Genomic DNA, 20109 nt, shown 5'->3' with positions numbered 1-20109 from the left:
CTGTCGAATTGGACCTATGCGTAGTCCACTCTACCGGCGATGCTGGATGACATGACCACGCACGACATCACCCGTCCGCCCCTGTCACCCACGCCGCGCACCACCCTGACCCGCTCGAAGGAGCGTGGCCGGACCGACAGGGCCGACCTGGACGCGGTGCTCGACGCGGGTCTGGTGTGCCACCTCGGGGTGCTGCTCGGCGGGGCGCCGGTGGTCGTGCCGACCATCTACGGCCGCGCGGGCGACACTCTCTACCTGCACGGTTCCACCGGAGCCGGGAACATGCGCGCCGCCATCGGCACCGAGATCTCGCTCGCGGTGACCCACGTCGACGGCGTGGTGTATTCACGCTCGGCCATGCACTTCTCGATGAACTACCGCTCGGCGGTCGTGCGCGGCAAGGCCGTGCTCGTCACCGACGAAGCCGAACGGCTGGCGGCCATGCGGCTGATCGTCGAGCACGCGGCGCCCGGTGCGTGGGATCGGGTTCGCCCGCCCAACCGGAAGGAGATGGCGGCCACCATGGTCCTGGCGGTCGACCTCACCGAGGCATCGGTCAAGGTCCGCACCGGTGGGCCAGGCGACGACGCCGCCGATATCGCGGCGGGCGGTGTGTGGGCCGGAGTGCTGCCGTTACGGCAGGTGTGGGGCGAGCCGATCGGGGCCGATGATCTGGAACCCGGCGTCGCCGTGCCGGATGACGTCGCTGTCCGGGTCGCGCCGGACACGCTGCCGGTCAGCTGAGTGCGCCGCCGCGCCGGAAAGCGCCGGTTGAGCCGGTGTTCCGCCGCGGACGCGCGGGCCAGCACGGCCCGCGGCGCTCGGAGCCCGCATCGAGGCGGCGGATCGAGACGGACGAGGGCGTCGAGGCGTGCGGCAATGCTCATCGTGATGCCTACGGGTCGAGTCGCCGACGGCTCACCATGGTTCGGGTCGCAGGCCGATCTCGGTGCATGCCCGATCCAGCGCGATGCGCAACGCGGGATCGGTGCCGGTCAGGCCGACCAGCGCCAGGGTGTACGTATCCGCAAGCCGGGACAGGTACCCCGAGAGCTGGGTGCGGGGAAAGGCGGTGAGGCCCGGATGGATGGCGCGCGCGGCGACCCGGTCGCAGTGGTGGGTGCCGACCGACCGCAGCGAGTCGGGCAGCGTGCCGATATTGGAGCACAGGATGTCGCGTTCACCAGCACCCTTGCTGAGCGCGTAGGCCCAGCGGTCGGGCAGTACCTGGAGGATCTCCTCGGGCAGACCAGCGGGGCTCGACATCCGGCGTCGATAGGCGTCGCGGGCCTTGTCGCGGATCGTGGCCGGAGTGTCGGCGCGGTCGACGGCGATCTCGGTCACGGCCAGGTCGTTGTCGACGCGGGGCTCGTCGCGAGTGTCCACGGGCAGACTCGCGGCGATCGTGGAGTGGGGGAAACCGTTCGCCCACAGGATGTTCGCGACCAGGTAGATGAACAGGCTGTTGGGGGTGCCGCCCGCGGCCGCTGCGGTCGCGTCCCATGCGGTGGCGTCGAAGGTGCGCAGGATGCTGTGGACCGCGCGTCCGGTGGCGTGTGCCGGATCGGATGCAGGCGGGCGGTGCGGGATGCCACGGCGGAGGGCGCGGGCGGTGCCGACGAGGATCGTCCGCCACTGGTCGCGTGCGTCGGCCCAGTCGGAATCGGTGGCACAGGCAGGCTGCTTCGTCGATACCGGTTCCGGTCGCCGGACCGCGGTGCCTCCCCTCGGCGAGCCCTGCGGTGGCTCAGCGGTCGGCGCGGCCGAACTCCCGTCGGAGGCGGCCGTGGGCGGTGATGTCGACAGCGAGGACCGCGTCGGTTCGGCGTCGCGCGGGTCCGGGACCGGCCGCGCCGGTGCCTGATCGCGGTCGCGCGAGGATCGGGGCGAGACACCGGTGACCGGATCGGTCTCGACCGGCGCTTCGGTGAGCCCGGCGAGGGCACGCGCGATCGCGTGGATGAGGCCGCGGGCATCGGCCAAGGCGTGTGAACACGTGAGGGCGACAATGGTTCCGCCGCCCCGGATCGGCGTCGCGGACAGGCGCCAACCCGGCCCGCACTCGGGATCGAGATCGGCGCCGAGCGTATCGGCCCAAGCCAGGATCGCGTGCTCGGCGATGGGGAGGCCGAGGTCGAGCGGGTGGGCCGAGATGTTCGGCTGCCAGCGTCGGCGCGCGCCGTAGATCCGCGGACGCGCGACCCGGCGGCCGAGATCGCCCACCCGCAATCGCTCGTGGATCGCCCGCAGCAGCGCGGGGTCCATCGCGCCATCGGTGCGCCACAGCCCCTGCAGGGCGATGGGAGTGCCCATCCCGCGGTGGGTGCGCAGGAAGATCTCGTCGACGACGGTGAGTCGGCCGGTCACCGTTCGGGGCTGCCGTGCCTGCCCGCGCCCGCGGCGAAGCGGGCGGCGCCGTCGAGCGCGCCGTCGGACAGGGCAGCGAGGCCGTGCCCGAACTCGATCCGCATCGCCTCGTCCTCGGGGTGCCCGTGCTGGTCGTAGAGCGCGGCGCGGTCCGAGCGCAGGCAGGTCTGCGGCAGCGCGGCCAGTCGCGCGGCCAGCTCCTCGGCGACGCGGCGGGCGTCACCGGTTGGCACGACCCGGGTGACCAGCCCCATCTGCAACGCCTCCGGCGCGCTCACGGCCCGTCCGGTGAGGATCATGTCCAGCGCCCTGCCCTCGCCGACGATGCGCGGTAGCCGGACCGTGCCACCGTCGATGAGCGGCACGCCCCAGCGGCGGCAGAACACTCCGAAGGTGGAGTCTTGTTCGGCGATCCGCAGATCGCACCACAGTGCCAGTTCCAGCCCGCCCGCCACCGCGTAGCCGGAGACCGCCGCGATCACCGGCTTGGACAGCCGCATCCTGGTCGGACCCATCGGGCCGTCACCGTCGACGGTGGCCTGATTGCTGTCCTCGGTGCCGAGCGCCTTCAGGTCGGCACCCGCGCAGAAGGTGCCGTTTGCGCCCCACAGCACGGCGACCGAGGCGGCGGGGTCGGCCTCGAAGGCGCGGAAGGCGGCCGCGAGGGCGCGCGCGGTCGGTCCGTCGACGGCGTTGCGGGCGTGCGGCCGGTCCAGGATCACCGTGGTGACCGGGCCCTGGTGTTCGACCCGGACCGGATTCGGCTGTTCGTGCGACATCGTTCGACCATACGGCCGGCCGGGTCTTGTGTGAAGAGGTGAATTAGTGCTTCACTTCTTCATATGGTGTATCGCAGAACCCCGGCCGTACAGGCCAGGCTCGACGCGCAACGGGCGCTGATCGTGCAGGCCGTCACCAGGGTGCTGTCCCGCGACGGCTTCGCCGGGTTGTCGATGGCCGCGGTCGCCGCCGAGGCCGGGGTCGCGACCGGCACCGTGTACAAGCAGTTCGAGAACAAGGCAGCCCTCGTTGCCGCCGTCTTCGAGATCGTGGTCGCCCGCGAGGTCGAGGCGGTGCGCGCTGCCGTCGCCGACGGTGACGTGCTGCACCGGGTCAGCGCGGCGGTGGAGACCTTCGCCGGGCGCGCGCTCAAGAATCCGAAGCTGGCCTATGTGCTGCTGGCCGAACCGGTCGACCCGGCCGTCGACGCGCAGCGCTTGCAGTTCCGGCGCGCGTTCGCCGCGTCGTTCGAGACCGCGATCGCGCACGGCATCGCCGAGGGCAGGCTGCCGGCCCAGGACGCCGCGCTCAGTGCGGCCGCGCTCGTCGGCGCGATCGGTGAGGTACTGGTCGGCCCGCTGGCCGCCGCGCCGCACGCCGAGACCGTCATCCCCGAATTGGTTGCTTTCGCCGTACGCGCCCTCGGTGCGCGTACGGAATCGTCGTAGTCGAAGGAGTTCCGGCCATGCCGACCCATGAAGTGTTCAATCAGGTCCCGCCGCTCGTCCCCTTCGACGCGGCGCGCAACCCCGCGCTGCTCGAAGGCCTGCACCGCGAGGGCGCGGGCTGGGCCGAGGACGAGGTGCGCGAACTCGGCAGGCTCGCCGGTGCCGTGGCCGCCCAGGAATGGGGCAGGCTCGCCAACGAGTACCCGCCGGTGCTGCACACCCACGACCGCTGGGGGCACCGGGTCGACGAGGTGGAGTTCCATCCGCACTGGCACGACCTGATGACCGTGGCCGTCGCGCACGGGCTGCACGGCTCACCCTGGCTGGATTCCCGGCCCGGCGCGCACACCGCCCGCGCCGCCAAGTTCTACACCTGGGGCGTTGCCGACGCCGGGCACATGTGCCCGATCTCGATGACCTACGCCGTGGTGCCCGCGCTACGCCACAACCCGGAACTCGCCGCCCGCTACGAGCCGCTGCTCGGCTCGCGCACCTACGACTTCGGCCTGCGTGAACCGTCCACCAAGGCCGGGCTGATCGCGGGCATGTCGATGACCGAGAAGCAGGGCGGCTCCGACGTGCGGGCCAACACCACCACCGCCGCACCCCAGCCGGACGGTTCGTACCGGATCGTCGGGCACAAGTGGTTCACCTCGGCGCCCATGTCGGACATGTTCCTCACCTTGGCGCAGGCGCCCGGTGGCCTGTCGTGTTTCCTGCTGCCGCGGGTGCTGCCGGACGGCACCCGCAACCCGATCCGCATCCAGCGGCTCAAAGACAAGCTCGGCAACAAGTCGAACGCGTCCTCGGAGATCGAGTACGAGAACGCCACCGGATGGCTGGTCGGTGCCGAGGGCGCGGGCGTGAAGACGATCATCGAGATGGTCAACATGACCCGGCTCGACTGTGTGATAGGTTCGGCCACCGGCATGCGGATGGGCGCGGTGAGCGCGGTCCACCACGCCAGGCACCGGGAAGCCTTCGGCGCCGAGCTGATCGACCAGCCCGCCATGCGCAATGTGCTGGCCGATCTGGTGATCGAATCCGACGCCGCGACAACGGTGATGATGCGTCTGGCCGGGGCCACCGACCGCGCGGGCAGCGATCCGGCAGAGGCCGCGCTGCGCCGCATCGCGCTCGCCGTCACCAAGTACTGGGTGTGCAAGCGCGCGCCCATGCACGCCGCCGAGGCACTGGAATGCCTCGGCGGCAACGGATACGCCGAGGAGTCCGGGATGCCGCGCCTCTACCGGGAGGCGCCGCTCATGTCGATCTGGGAGGGCTCGGGCAATGTCGCCGCGCTCGACGCGTTGCGCGCGATGGGTCGTCAGCCGGAGAGCGTGGAAGCCTACTTCGCCGAGGTGTCGCTGGCGCGCGGCGCGAACCCACGCCTCGACGACGCGATCGACCGGGTCGGCAAGGAACTCACCGACCTGTCCGATATCGAATACCGGGCCCGCCGCATCGTCGAGCTCATGGCCCTGGTGCTGCAGGGTGCGCAGCTGGTGCGGCACGGTCATCCGGCTGTCGCCGATGCCTTCTGTGCCACCCGGCTCGGCGACGACTGGGGCATCGCCTTCGGCACCCTGCCCGTGGGCGTCGACACCGGCGCGATCGTGGAACGGGCCTTCGTCGACCTCTGATCCGGGGGTCCGCGGATCAGTCGATTGCCTGCGGTCGGGTGGGGGCGCAGACGCTAGGGTGTGTGCGTGAGCACGGCGCGCGAGGTTCTCTCCGTGCGTGACCTGGCCCGGCGCGTTCCGGCGGCGCACGCTCCAGGACGTCTCCTGCTCGGTCTCGCCGGGCCGCCGGGCGCGGGCAAATCGACGCTGGCCCGGCGGCTCTGCGCGGAGCTGACCGGTGCGGGCCGCGTGGCGGTCGTCGCCCCGATGGACGGCTACCACCTGCGCAACGACGTACTGCGCGCGAGGAACGCGGTGGCCCGCAAAGGCGAGCCGGACACCTTCGACGCGGCGGGCTTCGTCGCCGACCTGCGCCTGCTGCGGCGGTCGCGGATCGGTGAACCGGTGCCGTGGCCGCTGTTCGACCGCGCTGTCGACGAGCCGACGCCGGCCGGGGTGATCGTGCGTGACGAAGACGTCGTCCTGGTCGAGGGCAACTACCTGCTGCTCACCGACGCGCAGGCGCCGGGCTGGGCCGAGGTCCGCCCGCTGCTCGACGCCTGCTGGTATCTCGACTCGCCCCGCGCGGTGCTCACCGAGCGGCTGCTGGCGCGGCACCTGCGGGGCGGCCGGTCGCCGGAGCAGGCCATGGTGAAGGTCACCGACAGCGATCTGCGCAATGCCGAGCTCGTCGCCGCGAGCCGCGGGCGGGCCGACCTCGTACTCACCGGGTGCGGCGCGGGATACCGGATCGGCTAGCCCGGAGTCTCGTGCCCGCGCTGCACCACCACTTTTCCGTCGATCTGTCGCGATGGCGACCGAATCCGGCATTTGTGTGCGCGTAGCGCGGATATCGAGGGACTCGGCGCGTACACGACGGAATCGGCGCCTCAGACCGCGATCATGGAGTGATGACGCGGGATCGGCGGGTGCGATTGCCAGGCCATGCGCTGCGCAACGGGGCCGCGGCGGCCTTCGCGCTGCTGCTCTACTACAGCGTGCCCATCGGCGTCGTCTTCGAGCTCGACGCGTGGCCGGGCAGGCTGGCAGGCGTCCTCGGCTTCCTCGCAGGCATAGCCGGGCTGGCCTGGCTGGTCTGGCGCCGGATCGAGCACTTCCTGCACGCTCCGCCGACGGCGGGCGGCCGCGTCGACGGGGTCCTGCTCGTGGTGTGCATCGTCTGCGTGGTGTTCTCGCTGTTCTACTACCGATTGCAGCAGCTGCATCCCGGTCAGTTCGAGGGACTGTCGACGCGCACGGACGCGCTGTACTACACCCTGGTCACCCTCGGCACCGTCGGCTTCGGCGACATCCACGCGGTCGGCCAGGCGGCGCGGATCGTGACGATGGTGCAGATCGTGTTCGACCTGGTCATCATCGGCACCCTGGTCAGCATCGTCACGACGAGCGTGAACGCCAGGATCGGCACCGCCGAGAAAGTGCTCGCCGCCGAACGGGCCGCGGCCGCCGAGGTCAGCGACGATGGGCCCGATACCACCCGATGAGCTCGTCGGTGGAGGAATCACCCTGGCTCACCGGCGCGTCCGGCTCGCTCAGCAGTGGTGCCAGGGCAAGCGCCTGTTGCTTGCCCAGCTCGACACCCCACTGATCGAAGCTGTCGATGCCCCAGATCGTGCCCTCGACGAACACCTGGTGCTCGTAGAGCGCGATCAGCTGACCCACCGTCGCCGGGGTGAGCTCCGGCGCCAGGACCGTGGTACTCGGCCGGTTGCCCGGCATCACCTTGTGCGGGACCAGCTTCGGATCGGTGCCCTCGGCGGTGATCTCCGCGGCGGTCTTGCCGAAGGCGAGCACCTTGCTCTGCGCGAACAGGTTGCTCATCAGGATGTCGTGCATGCTGCCGGTGCCGTCGCGGGTCGGCAGGTCGTCGGTGGACCTGGCGAAGCCGAGAAAATCGGCGGGGATCAGCCGGGTGCCCTGGTGTAGCAGCTGGTAGAAGGCGTGTTGGCCGTTGGTGCCCGGCTCGCCCCAGAAGATCTCGCCGGTCGAGGTGGTCACCGGGGTGCCGTCGGCGCGCACCGACTTGCCGTTGGACTCCATGGTCAGCTGCTGCAGATAGGCGGGGAAGCGGGCCAGATCATTCGAATACGGCAGTACCGCTCGCGATTCGGCGCCGAAGAAGTTCGAGTACCAGACGCCGAGCATGCCGAGCAGGACCGGGCCGTTCTGTTCCAGCGGGGCGGTGGCGAAATGCCGGTCGACCGCATGCATGCCCGCCAGGAACTCCGCGAACCGTTCCCTGCCGATCGTCACCATGACCGAGAGCCCGATCGCCGAGTCCACCGAGTAGCGGCCACCCACCCAGTCCCAGAACCCGAACATGTGCGCGGGGTCGATGCCGAATCCGGCGACCCGGCGCTCGTCGGTCGAGACGGCGACGAAGTGCTTGGCCACCGCGTCCTCGCCGAGCGCGTCGACCAGCCAGCGCCTGGCCGCGGTCGCATTGGTGAGGGTCTCCAGCGTGGTGAAGGTCTTGGAGGCGACGATGAACAGGGTGGTCGCCGGGTCGAGCCCGGTGAGCTTGGCGACCAGATCGCAGGGATCGACATTGGAGACGAACCGGGCGGTGAGGCCGGGGTCGACGTAGTGGCGCAGGGCGCGATACACCATGTCCGGCCCGAGATCCGACCCGCCGATCCCGATGTTCACCACCGTGGTGATGCGTTCGCCGGTGGCACCGCGCCAGCGGCCCGACCGCACCGAATCGGCGAATTCGCCCATGCGGTCGAGCACTTCGTGCACCTGCGCTCCGGCTTCGGCGCCGTCGATCGTCAGGTGTCGCCCGGCGGGCAGCCGCAGCGCGATGTGCCCGACGGCGCGGTCCTCCGAGGTGTTGATGTGCGAGCCCGCGAACATCGCGTCGCGTCGTTCGGCGACGCCGGCGGTGCGGGCGAGATCGACGAGTAGTCGCAGGGTTTCGCGGGTCACGCGATGCTTGCTGTAGTCGATGTGCAGGTCGGCGACCCGCAGGGTCAGGTCCTTGCCGCGCGCCGGATCATCGGCGAACAGCTCGCGCAGGTGCAGTGGTGCGACGCTGCGGTGATTGTCGTGCAGTGCCTGCCAGGCCGCCGACGCGGTGATGTCGCTGCTCACGACAGCCGACATTACCGCCTCGGCGCGAGTCCGGTGCCGTGGTCGGGGCGCGGCGGTGCGCACGCCGTGCGGCTTTCGCGGGCGGGTGCGGCGGCCTTGCTCGTAGGCTGGCGTGATGGTGTCCCCACACGATGTACTCGAATTCGTACCGAAGGGTTTGTGGATCGGTTCCGGACCGGTCGAGGCGACCGGCGGCGGCACCTTCGCGGTGCGCAACCCCGCCGACGACGCCGAACTGACCAGGGTCGCCGATGCCACCCCGGCCGACGCGATGCGCGCGCTCGACGCGGCCGTCGCGGCCTCGGCGGCATGGGCGGCGACCCCGGCCAGGGAGCGTGGCGAGATCCTGCGTGCCGTGTTCACCGAGCTCACCGCGCGGGCCGAGGAGTTCGCGCTGCTGATGACGCTCGAAATGGGCAAGGCGCTGGCCGAGAGCCGCAACGAGGTGCGCTACGGCGCCGAGTTCTTCCGCTGGTTCAGCGAGGAGGCGGTGCGGGTACACGGCCGCTATCAACACGCGCCGTCGGGCGCGGGGCGGATCATGGTGACCAAACAGCCGGTCGGGCCGTGCCTTGCCATCACACCGTGGAACTTCCCGCTCGCCATGGGCACCCGCAAGATCGGGCCAGCGCTGGCCGCCGGCTGCACCATGATCGTCAAGCCCGCGTCCGCGACCCCGCTGACCATGCTCGCGCTGGCCAAGCTGTGCAGCGAGGCAGGCCTGCCCGACGGGGTGCTCTCGGTGATCACCTCGCGCAGTTCCGGTGCCGTCACCGCGCCGCTGATCGCCGATCCGCGGCTGCGCAAGCTCACCTTCACCGGCTCGACCGAGGTCGGCAAGAAGCTCGTCGCCGCATCGGCGGACCGGCTGCTGCGCACGTCGATGGAGCTCGGCGGCAACGCGCCGTTCGTGGTGTTCGACGACGCCGATGTGGACGCCGCGGTGGCCGGTGCCATGCAGGCGAAGCTGCGCAACGGCGGCGAGGCGTGCACCGCGGCCAACCGGTTCCATGTGCAGCGCGGGGTGCTCGCCGAGTTCACCGAGAAGCTGGTGGCCGCTATGAGCGAGACCGTGGTGCTCGGGCCTGGCACCGATCCGGCCAGCACCCTCGGTCCGCTGGTGAGTGCCGAGCAGCGCGAGACCGTCAGCGGCCTCGTCGACGATGCTGTCGGCAAGGGCGCGCGCCTGCTGCTCGGCGGCAAGGAGCCGGGTGGGCCCGGTTGGTTCTACCCGGCCACCGTGCTCGGTGACGTTCCCCCGAACGCCCGCATTCTGCGCGAGGAGGTGTTCGGTCCGGTCGCCCCGATCGTCGCGTTCGACACCGAGGACGAGGGTATCGCCGCCGCGAACGACACCGAATACGGCCTGGTCAGCTACGTGTACACGCGGGATCTCGACCGGGCGCTTCGGGTCTCGGAGGCGGTCGAGACCGGCATGGTCGGGGTGAACCGCGGGGTCATCTCCGATCCGGCGGCGCCCTTCGGCGGGGTCAAGGAGTCCGGCTTCGGCAGGGAGGGCGGCATCGAGGGCATCGAGGAGTACCTGAACACGAAGTACATCGCCCTGGCCTGAGACGCGAAACCGCCCCGGGGATGGTGACGCACCCGGGGCGGATTCCTGGTGGCGGCGCACCGACCGGCGCGTCGCGTGGTTCGGCGGTCTCAGCGACCGAGGCGGCCCCGGCCGAGACGCAGCAGCAGCATGGCGAGGGTGTGGCCCTCCTGGCCGAGCTCGCTGAATCGCTCGAGCACCTTCATCTCCCGGCTGTGGACCAGGCGAGGTCCACCGGAGGCCATCCGGGTACGCCCGATGATCCGCGAAATCTCGCTACGGCGTTTGATCGCCGCGAGAATCGTGGCGTCGAGCTGGTCGATCTCGAGGCGGAGCTTCTCGATTTCCGCTTCGGATTGCGGCAGCGCCGAATCGGACCCGGTGGTCGTAGCAGGGGTGCTCATCATTCATCTCCTCGTGTCAGAACTTGGATCGGTACGGACCGAGGCCCTGTTACCCGATCTGTTCCATCACCGGCGAAACTTCCCCGAAAGGCGATAACCGATCCCCCCGGGAGTACGCAAAAGCCGCGCTCACCGCAACGATATCGGATCGAGCGCCGATCCGGGCGCGCGGCGAAACACTCACCATGTCGCCAGTCTGCCACGGGTCGATACCTATGCAAAACAGTTGTGTTTGTGAATCTGCTGAGAACCCGGCGGTTCGCGACCTGTCGGTGCCCGCCGGTAGCGTGGACAGACGATGGATATCACGGTCGCTCCCTCGAGCTCAGATGCCTCAGCCGCCGATCCGAGCGAACCAGCGCCTGCTGCGGCGTCGCGTCGTGACGGCGGTGGTTCCGGTGCGTCCGGTGGCGGTTTGGCCGAGGCCGCGGCCCGGCACAGCGCCGAGCAGGAGCAGCGCCGCAAGGAACGCGAGCAGCGCCGCGCCGAGGAGACCGAACGACTGCTCGACGGGCTCAATCCGCAGCAGCGTGCCGCCGTCGTGCACGCGGGCTCGCCGCTGCTGATCGTCGCAGGCGCCGGTTCGGGCAAGACCGCGGTGCTCACTCGCAGGATCGCGTACCTGCTTGCCGCGCGTGGCGTGCACACCGGGCAGATCCTGGCGATCACCTTCACCAACAAAGCCGCCGCCGAGATGCGCGAGCGGGTGACCGGGCTGGTCGGCCCGCGCGCGGCCAGCATGTGGGTCTCCACGTTCCATTCCAGCTGTGTGCGGATTCTGCGCATGCAGGCCGCGCTGCTGCCCGGCCTGAACTCGAATTTCTCGATCTACGACGCCGACGATTCGCGCAGGCTGCTCACGATGATCAGCCGCGATTTCGACATCGACACCAAGAAGTACTCCGCCCGGCTGCTGGCCACCGCCATTTCCAATCTCAAGAACGAGCTCATCGGCCCCGCGCAGGCCGCGGCCGACGCCGAGGCCGACGAGACCGAACTGCCCGCCCTGGTCGCCAGGGTCTACGCCGAGTACCAGAAGCGGCTGCGCGCGGCCAACGCGCTCGACTTCGACGATCTGATCGGTGAGACGGTCGCCCTGCTACAGCACCACCCACAGGTGGCCGAGTACTACCGGCGCCGGTTCCGGCATGTGCTCGTCGACGAGTACCAGGACACCAACCATGCCCAGTACGTACTGGTGCGCGAACTCGTCGGGCATCACAGCCAGGGCGACGGCACCGACGACGAGGCCGGTGTCGAGCCGAGCGAGCTGTGTGTGGTCGGTGACGCCGACCAGTCGATCTACGCCTTCCGCGGTGCGACCATCCGCAATATCGAGGAATTCGAGCGCGACTTCCCCGACGCCGAAACCATTCTGCTGGAACAGAATTACCGCTCCACCCAGCACATCCTCTCCGCTGCCAACGCGGTGATCTCGCGCAACGAGGGCAGGCGCGAGAAGAAGCTGTGGACCGATTCCGGCGAGGGCGAGCTGATCACCGGCTACGTCGCCGACAACGAGCACGACGAGGCATCCTTCGTCGCCAAGGAGATCGACCGGCTCGTCGACGCGGGCGAGGCCAACTACAGCGATGTCGCGGTGTTCTACCGCACCAACAACAATTCGCGCGCGCTGGAGGAGATCTTCATCCGGATGGGGCTGCCGTACAAGGTGGTCGGCGGCGTGCGGTTCTACGAGCGCAAGGAGGTCCGCGATGTGGTGGCCTACCTGCGGGTGCTGGAGAATCCCGACGACGCGGTGAGCCTGCGCCGCATTCTCAACACGCCGCGCCGCGGCATCGGAGACCGGGCCGAAGCCTGCGTCGCGGTGCACGCCGAGCAGCGCGATATCGGGTTCGCCGCCGCGCTGCGTGATGCCGCCGACGGCAAGGTCGCCCTGCTCAACACCCGGTCGCAGCGGGCCATCGGGGGATTCCTCGCGCTGCTCGACGAGATCAGGGCGGCCGGGCAGCGCGCCGACAGCGAGTACCCCGACGTCGGCAATGTCGTCGACGCGGTGCTCGACCGCACCGGTTATCGGGCCGAACTGGAGTCCTCGGACGATCCGCAGGACGGCGCCCGGCTGGACAACCTCAACGAACTCGTCAGCGTGGCACGCGAATTCAGCTCCGAGGCGTTCAACAACGCCGAGGCTGCCCGTGAGGAGGGGCTGCTGCCTGAGGTGGGCGACGGTGAGCCGGAGCCCGGTTCGCTCGCGGCGTTCCTCGAGCGGGTGTCGCTGGTGGCCGACACCGATCAGATCCCGGAGGAGGGATCGGGCGTGGTCACCATGATGACGCTGCACACCGCGAAGGGCCTGGAATTCCCGGTGGTCTTCGTGACCGGCTGGGAAGACGGGCAGTTCCCGCACATGCGGGCGCTCGGCGACCCGACCGAGCTGGCCGAGGAACGCAGGCTCGCCTACGTGGGTATCACCCGTGCGCGGCAGCGGCTGTATTTGTCGCGGGCGGTGGTGCGCTCCGGGTGGGGGCAGCCGGTGTCGAATCCGGAATCTCGATTCCTGCAGGAGATTCCGCAGCATCTGCTGGACTGGCGTCGGCTCGAGCCGGTGGTCTCGCCGGTGCAGCGCGGGCGCCGCCGCGGTGAGGACAGTGGCTTCGATCGAGACTGGACACGTGGTGACGGCTGGGATCAGCGCCCTGGTATCCGTGGTGGCACCGGCGGTCGACGGCCCGCGCCCGGTGGCGGCGTGAAGCGCAACAACACCGACCTCGTGCTCGCCGTCGGCGACCGGGTGAGCGACGACAAGTACGGCCTCGGCCGAGTGGTCGCCGCCGACGGGGTCGGCCCGCTCGCCACCGTCACCATCGACTTCGGCACCGCGGGCAAGATCCGGCTCATCCCGCAGTTCAGCCGGACCATCGTCAAACTGTAGGCACAGCACCTGCCGACCCGCCTGTAGCTACCCGCACCCGCGTGACCGCTGCCGGGTCCGGGTAGCCGAGTTGGTGGTGCGGCAATGTGCGGCGTTGCCTGGGCTAGTGGGGCAGGAGGTCGGTGAGTGCTTCGGCCAGGGTGGGGTAGCGGAAGGTGAAGCCGGTCTTGGGCAGGACTTCCGAAGTGGCGTGTCTGCCGGTGCGGCCGAGAGCGGGGTCGGTGCGCAGTACGACCGCGCCGACCCCGAGTACGGCCGCCGGAGTCGGGGGTGACGGCGGGCGGTGCAGGTGCTTGCGCAGTGCGGCCATGAGTTCGGCATTGCGGACCGGGTTGTCGGTGGCGGCGACCAGGATGCCGTCGGGCAGTGACACTTCGGGATCGAGACCGAGCGCGGCGCGGACGATGGCCAGCCAGTCCTCGATGTGGATCCAGCTGAACCACTGGTCGCCGCGGCCGACCCGGCCGCCGAGCCCGGCCTTGGTGAGCTGGCAGAGTCGTTTGAGCGCGGGCGCGTCGGGGTCGAGGACGATCGAGGTGCGCAGGACGGTCCAGTGGTCGGCGCGGGCCGGGTCGAATGCCTCCTCCCACGGCTGGGCGACGCCCGTCATCTGCGGCAGCCCGATCGGCAGCGCCGTGGTTTCGGTGCAGCGGGTTTCGCCCGCGTCGGACCAGATCGCGGTGGTGCTCGCCTGCACCCAGTAGTCGACGGGGGTGTCGCGCAGCCCGGCCGCGGCGACCAGTGCGGTGGTGGAATCGACCCGGCTGGACCGCAGTTCGGCGATATTGGCCGCGGTGGGGCGGCAGTCGACGAGTTTGCCCGCCAGGTTGATCACCGCGAGCGGTCCCGGCTCGCGCAGTTCGGCGGCCCATGCCCCGACTGAGCGGCCATCCCATTCGGTCTGCCGGAACGGCAGCGCGCGGTTCCGGCGTCGGGTCAGCAGGGTGACGTGCAGTCCGCGGCAGATCAGGTCGGCGGCGATCTGGGTACCGAGCGCGCCGGTGCCGCCCGCGATGACGACGGTGAGCGCGTCCTCGGCGGGGACGAGTCCGGCCAGCCGCGCCAGGCGGGAGAAGTTCACTCGCGCATCGGTTTCGATGAACGGCCGCACCACGGCCCGCATTGCCGCGGCCGACGCACCACTGAACCGCAGTTCCTGGGTGAGCTCGGTGCCGCCGTCGCGTGGCGTCAACCGCCAGGTGAGCCGCATCGTGCCCGCGGGCTCCGGCTGCTCGATGGTGAGCTCCCGCTCCGGGATCAGCGCGGTGATCGTGAACGGCTTGCCCAGCCGCCCGTGCACCTGCGCGGCGATTCTGCCATCGGGCACATAGTCACCGGTCGCACCGACCTCAACCGCCCCGTGCATCCGCACATCCCGTACCCCCGGATTCCACTCCGGCCACTGCGCGACGTCCCCCAACACACTCCACACCAACTCGGGTGAAAGAGCGATGAACTGCGTGTACTTCGTCGTACCAGCCATAGTCCGAAGCTATCCGCGATCAACACGGATAGGAAGGGTGCCGCTGATCACCACCCGACTCACCCAACAGCGACTACTGATTTCGCGAGGACAAGGGTAACTCGCCGGGCACGGGCTAACACGACCGCCCACCCGAGTCTGGCCGCCGACGCGACCCTCCCCGCGCTCGAGTCTGGCCTGAATACCCGGAGAGGCGGGGAGCTAGTCGCGTTGGTAGCCGAGGCTGATGCCGCGAGTAGCCAGCCACGGCACCGGGTCGATCTTGTCGACGCCGTTCTGCCACACCTCGAAGTGCACATGCGGGCCGGTCGAGAAGCCGCGGTTGCCCATGGTGGCGATCTGGTCGCCCGCCAGCACCCGCTCGCCTTCGGTGACCGTCGCGGTGTCGATGTGGCCGTAGATGGTGACGGTGCCGTCGTCGTGCAGGATGCGCACCCACATGCCGAAGCCGGAGGCGGGCCCGGCTTCGATGACGGTGCCGTCGGCGACGGCGTAGATCGGGGTACCGATCGGCCCTGCGACGTCGATGCCGAGGTGCTGCACGCCCCAGCGGGCGCCGAAACCGGAGGTGTAGTTGCCGGTGGTGAATTTGGCGAACAGCGGCCGCAGCTTCGCCTCTTCCTGCGCGGCGAGGTCTTCGGCCCACTTCTGGCCCTTGGCCAGGATGTCGTCGAAGTGGCTCGTGTCCGCGATGGCGGTGGCTTCGAGAACCGAAGCGCCGGTGTCGCTCTCATCGATCTCGGCGGTGCTCATCGACTGCGCGGCGATCTCGTGGATCTGGCCCGCGGCTTCGTAGTCCAGGCCGCTTGACGACGCGGCAGGCTCGGCCATCGCGGCCTGACCGGCGGCGACGACAGCGCCCGCGGCGACGGCGATGACGGCGGCGCGGCCCTTGAGCGCGGCGGGCGGTGCGGGGACGCGATGCGCGCCGCCGCGGCGCTCGACGCGCTGGGGCGGGTGCTCGGTTTCGGGCTCGGCGGTGGCCGCCGGGGTCCAAGCGGAGTAGCTGCCGGAGTCGTAGGTGTCGGACTCGTCCGGAGTCCATTCGTCCTCGGCGGGCGTCCAGGTGTTGTGGCCGGACCAGTCGTGCTGGTCGTTCCAGGCGTCCTGCTGCGGCCACGCGGGCTGAGGGGGCACGTGCCGGGCCTGCGGGTGCGAGGTGTACTCGTCGGCGTACCGGTAACGGTGTCCGGCGGTGGAGCGATCTTCGACTGTGAAGGTGGAGCGGTGGTTCATCGGGCGTGCCGATTCGCCGACTGCTGTTCCAAGCGAGCGCTGACGTGCCTCAAGCTTGTCGTCCTCCTCAGTCCTGACCTGCCAGTCGTGACCGGTTGTCGTGACCTGGTTGTGACTTCGACCGCTTTGACGGTAACGAAGCGATTGCAGAGTGGCAAGCGCTGGCCGGAAACCTACACTCTCATGTGAGATTCGTCACGGTAACGCGGCGGAATATCTCACCAATTTCCGGTCCCGAGGGTGAGGTCCGTCGACGACATTATGTAGTAGATCGAGGGGTGTTCCGGCTTTAGGTGTTCCTACCTGCCACGGCGCTCCGGCGAGCGACGAAACTACTCGCCAGTAGCCTTGGCCAGGCGTTTTTCCGACCTCTCCGCATGTGCCGTGACCTGCGCCACTTAGGATGAACGTGGCCGATTGGCCCTCCATGTGACTGGTTAGAGTCCGACCCGACCCGCTACCGACGTCGGGCCGCCAACAAAGACGTTGTCATAGCAACGCAGACGAGACGGTGAGTACATGGATCTCTTCGAATATCAGGCGAAGGAGCTCTTCGTTAAGCACGGAGTGCCTTCGTCGGAGGGCCGCGTTTGCGACACGGCCGAAGAAGCACGCGCCATTGCCGAGGAAATCGGCAAGCCGGTGATGGTCAAGGCGCAGGTCAAGGTGGGCGGCCGTGGTAAGGCGGGTGGCGTCAAGTACGCCGCCACCCCGGAGGACGCGTTCACGCACGCGCAGAACATTCTCGGCCTCGACATCAAGGGCCACATCGTCAAGAAGCTCCTTGTCGCCGAGGCCAAGGACATCGCGGAGGAGTACTACATCTCCTTCCTGCTCGACCGCTCCAACCGCACCTACCTGGCCATGTGTTCGGTCGAGGGCGGCATGGAGATCGAAGAGGTCGCCGAGAAGACCCCCGAGCGCCTGGCCAAGATCCCGGTGGACGCCGTCAAGGGCGTCGACCTGGCCTTCGCCCGCGAGATCGCGGAGAAGGGCCACCTGCCCGCCGAGGTGCTCGACGCCGCGGCCGTGACCATCCAGAAGCTGTGGGAGGTCTTCACCAAGGAAGACACCACCCTGGTCGAGGTCAACCCGCTGGTGCGCACCCCCGGCGACGAGATCCTCGCCCTCGACGGCAAGGTCACCCTGGACGAGAACGCCGAGTTCCGGCAGCCCGGCCACGTCGCGTTCGCCGACGTCGACGCGACCGACCCGCTCGAGCTCAAGGCCAAGGAGAACGACCTCAACTACGTCAAGCTCGACGGCGAGGTCGGCATCATCGGCAACGGCGCCGGTCTGGTCATGTCGACCCTGGACGTCGTCGCCTACGCGGGCGAGAACCACGGCGGCGTGAAGCCGGCCAACTTCCTCGACATCGGCGGCGGCGCCTCGGCGGCCGTGATGGCCGCGGGCCTGGACGTCATCCTGGGCGACGCGCAGGTCAAGAGCGTGTTCGTCAACGTCTTCGGTGGCATCACCGCGTGTGACGCCGTCGCCAACGGCATCGTGGGCGCCCTCGAGGTGCTCGGTGACGCGGCCACCAAGCCGCTGGTCGTCCGTCTCGACGGCAACAAGGTCGAAGAGGGCCGCAAGATCCTCACCGAGGCCAACCACCCGCTGGTGACGCTGGCCCAGACCATGGACGAAGGCGCCGACAAGGCCGCCGAACTCGCCGCAGCCAAGTAAGGAACCGCAAACATGTCCATCTTCCTGAACAAGGACAACAAGGTCATCGTCCAGGGCATCACCGGCGGCGAGGGCACCAAGCACACCGCGCTGATGCTGAAGGCGGGCACCAACGTCGTCGGCGGCGTCAATGCCCGTAAGGCGGGCACCACCGTCAAGCACACCGACTCCGACGGCAACGAGGTCGAGCTGCCCGTGTTCGGTTCCGTGGCCGAGGCCATGGAGAAGACCGGCGCCGACACCTCCATCGCGTTCGTGCCGCCCGCCTTCTCCAAGGACGCCATCATCGAGGCCATCGACGCGGAGATCCCGCTGCTCGTGGTCATCACCGAGGGCATCCCGGTGCAGGACTCCGCCTACGCGTGGGCCTACAACGTCGAAAAGGGCGAGAAGACCCGCATCATCGGCCCGAACTGCCCCGGCATCATCACCCCCGGCGAGGCGCTGGTCGGCATCACCCCGAACAACATCACCGGCAAGGGCCCGGTCGGCCTGGTGTCGAAGTCGGGCACCCTGACCTACCAGATGATGTACGAGCTGCGCGATTTCGGTTTCTCCACCGCGATCGGCATCGGCGGCGACCCGGTCATCGGCACCACCCACATCGACGCCATCGAGGCGTTCGAGAAGGACCCGGAGACCAAGATCATCGTTATGATCGGCGAGATCGGTGGTGACGCCGAGGAGCGTGCCGCGGCCTACATCAAGGCCAATGTGACCAAGCCGGTCGTCGGCTACGTCGCGGGGTTCACCGCGCCCGAGGGCAAGACCATGGGCCACGCCGGCGCCATCGTGTCCAGCGGCGGCGGTACCGCGCAGGCCAAGCAGGAGGCGCTCGAGGCCGCCGGTGTGAAGGTCGGCAAGACGCCGTCCGCCACCGCCGCGCTGGCGCGCGAGATCCTGGAGAAGGCGTCGATCGCGAGCGCATGATCCGTCGGGGCCCTGCGTAGCCCACGCAGGGCCGAGGGATCGGGCTCCACCGCGCTTCTTTCGACCGAGGCCGTCTCCGGTGTTCGCCGGAGGCGGCCTCGGCCGACTCATCCACAGGCAGCGGGTTGTCCACAGCCCCCTCGGTTGGTGATGACCGGGAGGGTGGCGTGCAGTAGCGTCAAGACCGGACCAGCCGCAGTCAGTTGACGCGACCGATGCGCACGACTCGATCAAGGAGACGACGACATGTCATACCCGACCGGGGGCTCCGGGTACAACGCACCCGCGACACCCGCCGCGCCCAGCCAGGGTCCGAGCACCGGCGCCGCCGCGGCAGCACCGTCGACCGCGACCGGCTCGGAAGGCAAAGGCCTGCCGTTCATTCTGACCGCGGCCACCGCGGGTCTCGGCGTGCTGACCTTCTTGCTCGGCTTCCTGCCGTACCTCGGTTCCAAGCCGACCACCATCGGCGGCACCACCATCAGCACCGATGTCTCGTTCAGTGCGTTCGAGTGGTCGGGTAGCGCCACGCTGTCGCTGCTGCTGCTCGCCGGGCTGCTGGCCGGTGTGTCCCTGCTACCCAAGCAGAAGCTGCTCGGTGTCGCCGCGGCGACGGCCGTCGCCGGGTTTCTCGCGCTGATCATCGCGACCTTCGTCGGCACCCCAGAGGGCGCCGAGCTCGAGATCGGCGCCTTCCTCGTGCTGTTCTTCGCCTTCGCGACCGCGGCCGTCGCCGTCGTCGCGCTGCTGTTCGACCTGGGGATCCTGAAGGCGCCAGCGCCGCGGCCCGCGCAGCCGCAGCAGCAGGGCCAGTTCGGCCAGCAGCAGGGCCAGTTCGGCCAGCAGGGGTACGGCCAGCAGGGCTTCGGACAGCAGCCGCCGTCTTACGGCCAGCCCGGCTACGGCCAGAGCACGACCGGCGGCCAGTACCAGACCCAGTCGCCGTACGGCCAGCAGAGCCAGCCCGCGGTGCCGCAGCCGTCCTACGGTCAGCAGCCGGGTCAGCAGCCCGGCTACGGGCAGCCGCAGCCGCAGTCGCCCTACGGTCAGCAGTACGGTGCGCCGCAGCAGCCATCGCCCTATGGTGCCGCGCCGCAGCAGCGTCCCGACGAGAGCGCGACCCAGCACTTCGGCGGTCAGCAGCAGGGGCAGCCGTTCGGTGCCCCGAACTACGGTGGCGCGCAGCCGGGCTCGGCGCAGCCGCAGGCGGGCCAGGGCCAGCCGTTCGGTGGCGAGCAGGCCTCCGATCCGGCCGCCGACGCGACCACCGCGTTCCGCCCGAGCGACGACAACAAGTAAGACGGCCGCCGCGCGGTGGCGCAGATACGATCGCGAGCCCACAGGTCCGCCTGTGGGCTCGCGGCGCGCCTG

At 69.6% G+C, this 20109-nt stretch carries 16 protein-coding genes; 10 read left to right on the top strand and 6 right to left on the bottom strand.

Going from position 1 to position 20109, the window contains the following annotated elements:
* Positions 1-39: 39 nt before the first annotated feature.
* A complete protein-coding gene (locus ACFOW8_RS12875; protein WP_378550508.1) occupies positions 40-744 on the top strand; it encodes a pyridoxamine 5'-phosphate oxidase family protein in 705 nt (234 codons plus the stop codon).
* 174 nt (positions 745-918) lie between these two features.
* Here ACFOW8_RS12875 and ACFOW8_RS12870 read toward each other — a convergent pair whose 3' ends face one another.
* Both ACFOW8_RS12870 and ACFOW8_RS12865 read right to left on the bottom strand, forming a co-directional pair.
* Positions 919-2367: a hypothetical protein gene (locus ACFOW8_RS12870; RefSeq protein ID WP_378550506.1), complete on the bottom strand. Its 1449-nt coding sequence runs from the start codon at positions 2365-2367 to the stop codon at positions 919-921.
* A complete protein-coding gene (locus ACFOW8_RS12865) occupies positions 2364-3146 on the bottom strand; it encodes a crotonase/enoyl-CoA hydratase family protein (RefSeq protein WP_378550504.1) in 783 nt (260 codons plus the stop codon). Before ACFOW8_RS12865 ends, ACFOW8_RS12870 begins: the two co-directional genes overlap by 4 nt.
* A gap of 63 nt (positions 3147-3209) precedes the next feature.
* On the opposite strand from ACFOW8_RS12865, the gene ACFOW8_RS12860 reads away from it, so the two are divergent.
* From ACFOW8_RS12860 to ACFOW8_RS12845, 4 genes are all read left to right on the top strand, one after another.
* Positions 3210-3815 carry a TetR/AcrR family transcriptional regulator gene (locus ACFOW8_RS12860; protein WP_378550502.1) on the top strand — a complete coding sequence of 202 codons (606 nt, stop codon included), beginning with the start codon at positions 3210-3212 and terminating at the stop codon, positions 3813-3815.
* Positions 3816-3832: 17 nt separating this feature from the next.
* Positions 3833-5458, top strand: a complete 1626-nt coding sequence (locus tag ACFOW8_RS12855; RefSeq protein ID WP_378550500.1) for an acyl-CoA dehydrogenase family protein — start codon at positions 3833-3835, stop codon at positions 5456-5458.
* Between the two features lie 66 nt (positions 5459-5524).
* Positions 5525-6196 carry a nucleoside/nucleotide kinase family protein gene (locus ACFOW8_RS12850; RefSeq protein ID WP_378550498.1) on the top strand — a complete coding sequence of 224 codons (672 nt, stop codon included), beginning with the start codon at positions 5525-5527 and terminating at the stop codon, positions 6194-6196.
* Positions 6197-6348: 152 nt separating this feature from the next.
* Positions 6349-6942, top strand: a complete 594-nt coding sequence (locus tag ACFOW8_RS12845) for a potassium channel family protein (RefSeq protein WP_378550496.1) — start codon at positions 6349-6351, stop codon at positions 6940-6942.
* On the opposite strand, the gene pgi is transcribed toward ACFOW8_RS12845, so the two are convergent.
* Positions 6911-8551 carry a glucose-6-phosphate isomerase gene (gene pgi / locus ACFOW8_RS12840; protein WP_378550493.1) on the bottom strand — a complete coding sequence of 547 codons (1641 nt, stop codon included), beginning with the start codon at positions 8549-8551 and terminating at the stop codon, positions 6911-6913. The two genes, ACFOW8_RS12845 and pgi, sit on opposite strands and share 32 nt — an antisense overlap.
* Positions 8552-8666: 115 nt before the next feature.
* Here pgi and ACFOW8_RS12835 point away from each other — a divergent pair, with 115 nt between their 5' ends.
* Complete coding sequence (locus ACFOW8_RS12835) at positions 8667-10124, top strand: NAD-dependent succinate-semialdehyde dehydrogenase (RefSeq protein WP_378550490.1); 1458 nt, start codon at positions 8667-8669, stop codon at positions 10122-10124.
* A gap of 89 nt (positions 10125-10213) precedes the next feature.
* Here ACFOW8_RS12835 and ACFOW8_RS12830 read toward each other — a convergent pair whose 3' ends face one another.
* Entirely contained in the window at positions 10214-10507 is a 294-nt protein-coding gene (locus tag ACFOW8_RS12830; protein ID WP_022566231.1) for a chorismate mutase, read from the bottom strand.
* Between the two features lie 298 nt (positions 10508-10805).
* Here ACFOW8_RS12830 and ACFOW8_RS12825 point away from each other — a divergent pair, with 298 nt between their 5' ends.
* Entirely contained in the window at positions 10806-13403 is a 2598-nt protein-coding gene (locus tag ACFOW8_RS12825; protein ID WP_378550487.1) for a UvrD-helicase domain-containing protein, read from the top strand.
* A 103-nt stretch (positions 13404-13506) separates the two neighbouring features.
* Here ACFOW8_RS12825 and ACFOW8_RS12820 read toward each other — a convergent pair whose 3' ends face one another.
* Complete coding sequence (locus ACFOW8_RS12820; protein ID WP_378550485.1) at positions 13507-14886, bottom strand: DUF1731 domain-containing protein; 1380 nt, start codon at positions 14884-14886, stop codon at positions 13507-13509.
* A 201-nt stretch (positions 14887-15087) separates the two neighbouring features.
* A complete protein-coding gene (locus ACFOW8_RS12815; protein ID WP_378550482.1) occupies positions 15088-16122 on the bottom strand; it encodes a M23 family metallopeptidase in 1035 nt (344 codons plus the stop codon).
* A 519-nt stretch (positions 16123-16641) separates the two neighbouring features.
* Here ACFOW8_RS12815 and sucC point away from each other — a divergent pair.
* The 3 genes from sucC (at position 16642) to ACFOW8_RS12800 (ending at position 20037) form a co-directional block, all read left to right on the top strand.
* Positions 16642-17808, top strand: a complete 1167-nt coding sequence (gene sucC / locus ACFOW8_RS12810) for an ADP-forming succinate--CoA ligase subunit beta (protein WP_378550479.1) — start codon at positions 16642-16644, stop codon at positions 17806-17808.
* 12 nt (positions 17809-17820) lie between these two features.
* Complete coding sequence (gene sucD / locus ACFOW8_RS12805) at positions 17821-18738, top strand: succinate--CoA ligase subunit alpha (protein WP_378550476.1); 918 nt, start codon at positions 17821-17823, stop codon at positions 18736-18738.
* A 246-nt stretch (positions 18739-18984) separates the two neighbouring features.
* Complete coding sequence (locus ACFOW8_RS12800) at positions 18985-20037, top strand: DUF5336 domain-containing protein (RefSeq protein ID WP_378550473.1); 1053 nt, start codon at positions 18985-18987, stop codon at positions 20035-20037.
* Positions 20038-20109 lie beyond the last annotated feature (72 nt).

This window comes from Nocardia rhizosphaerae (assembly GCF_042650365.1).
Classification (GTDB): domain Bacteria; phylum Actinomycetota; class Actinomycetes; order Mycobacteriales; family Mycobacteriaceae; genus Nocardia; species Nocardia rhizosphaerae.
Note: the sequence above shows the minus strand (reverse complement) of the source record. Positions and strands in the feature narration are given on the sequence as shown.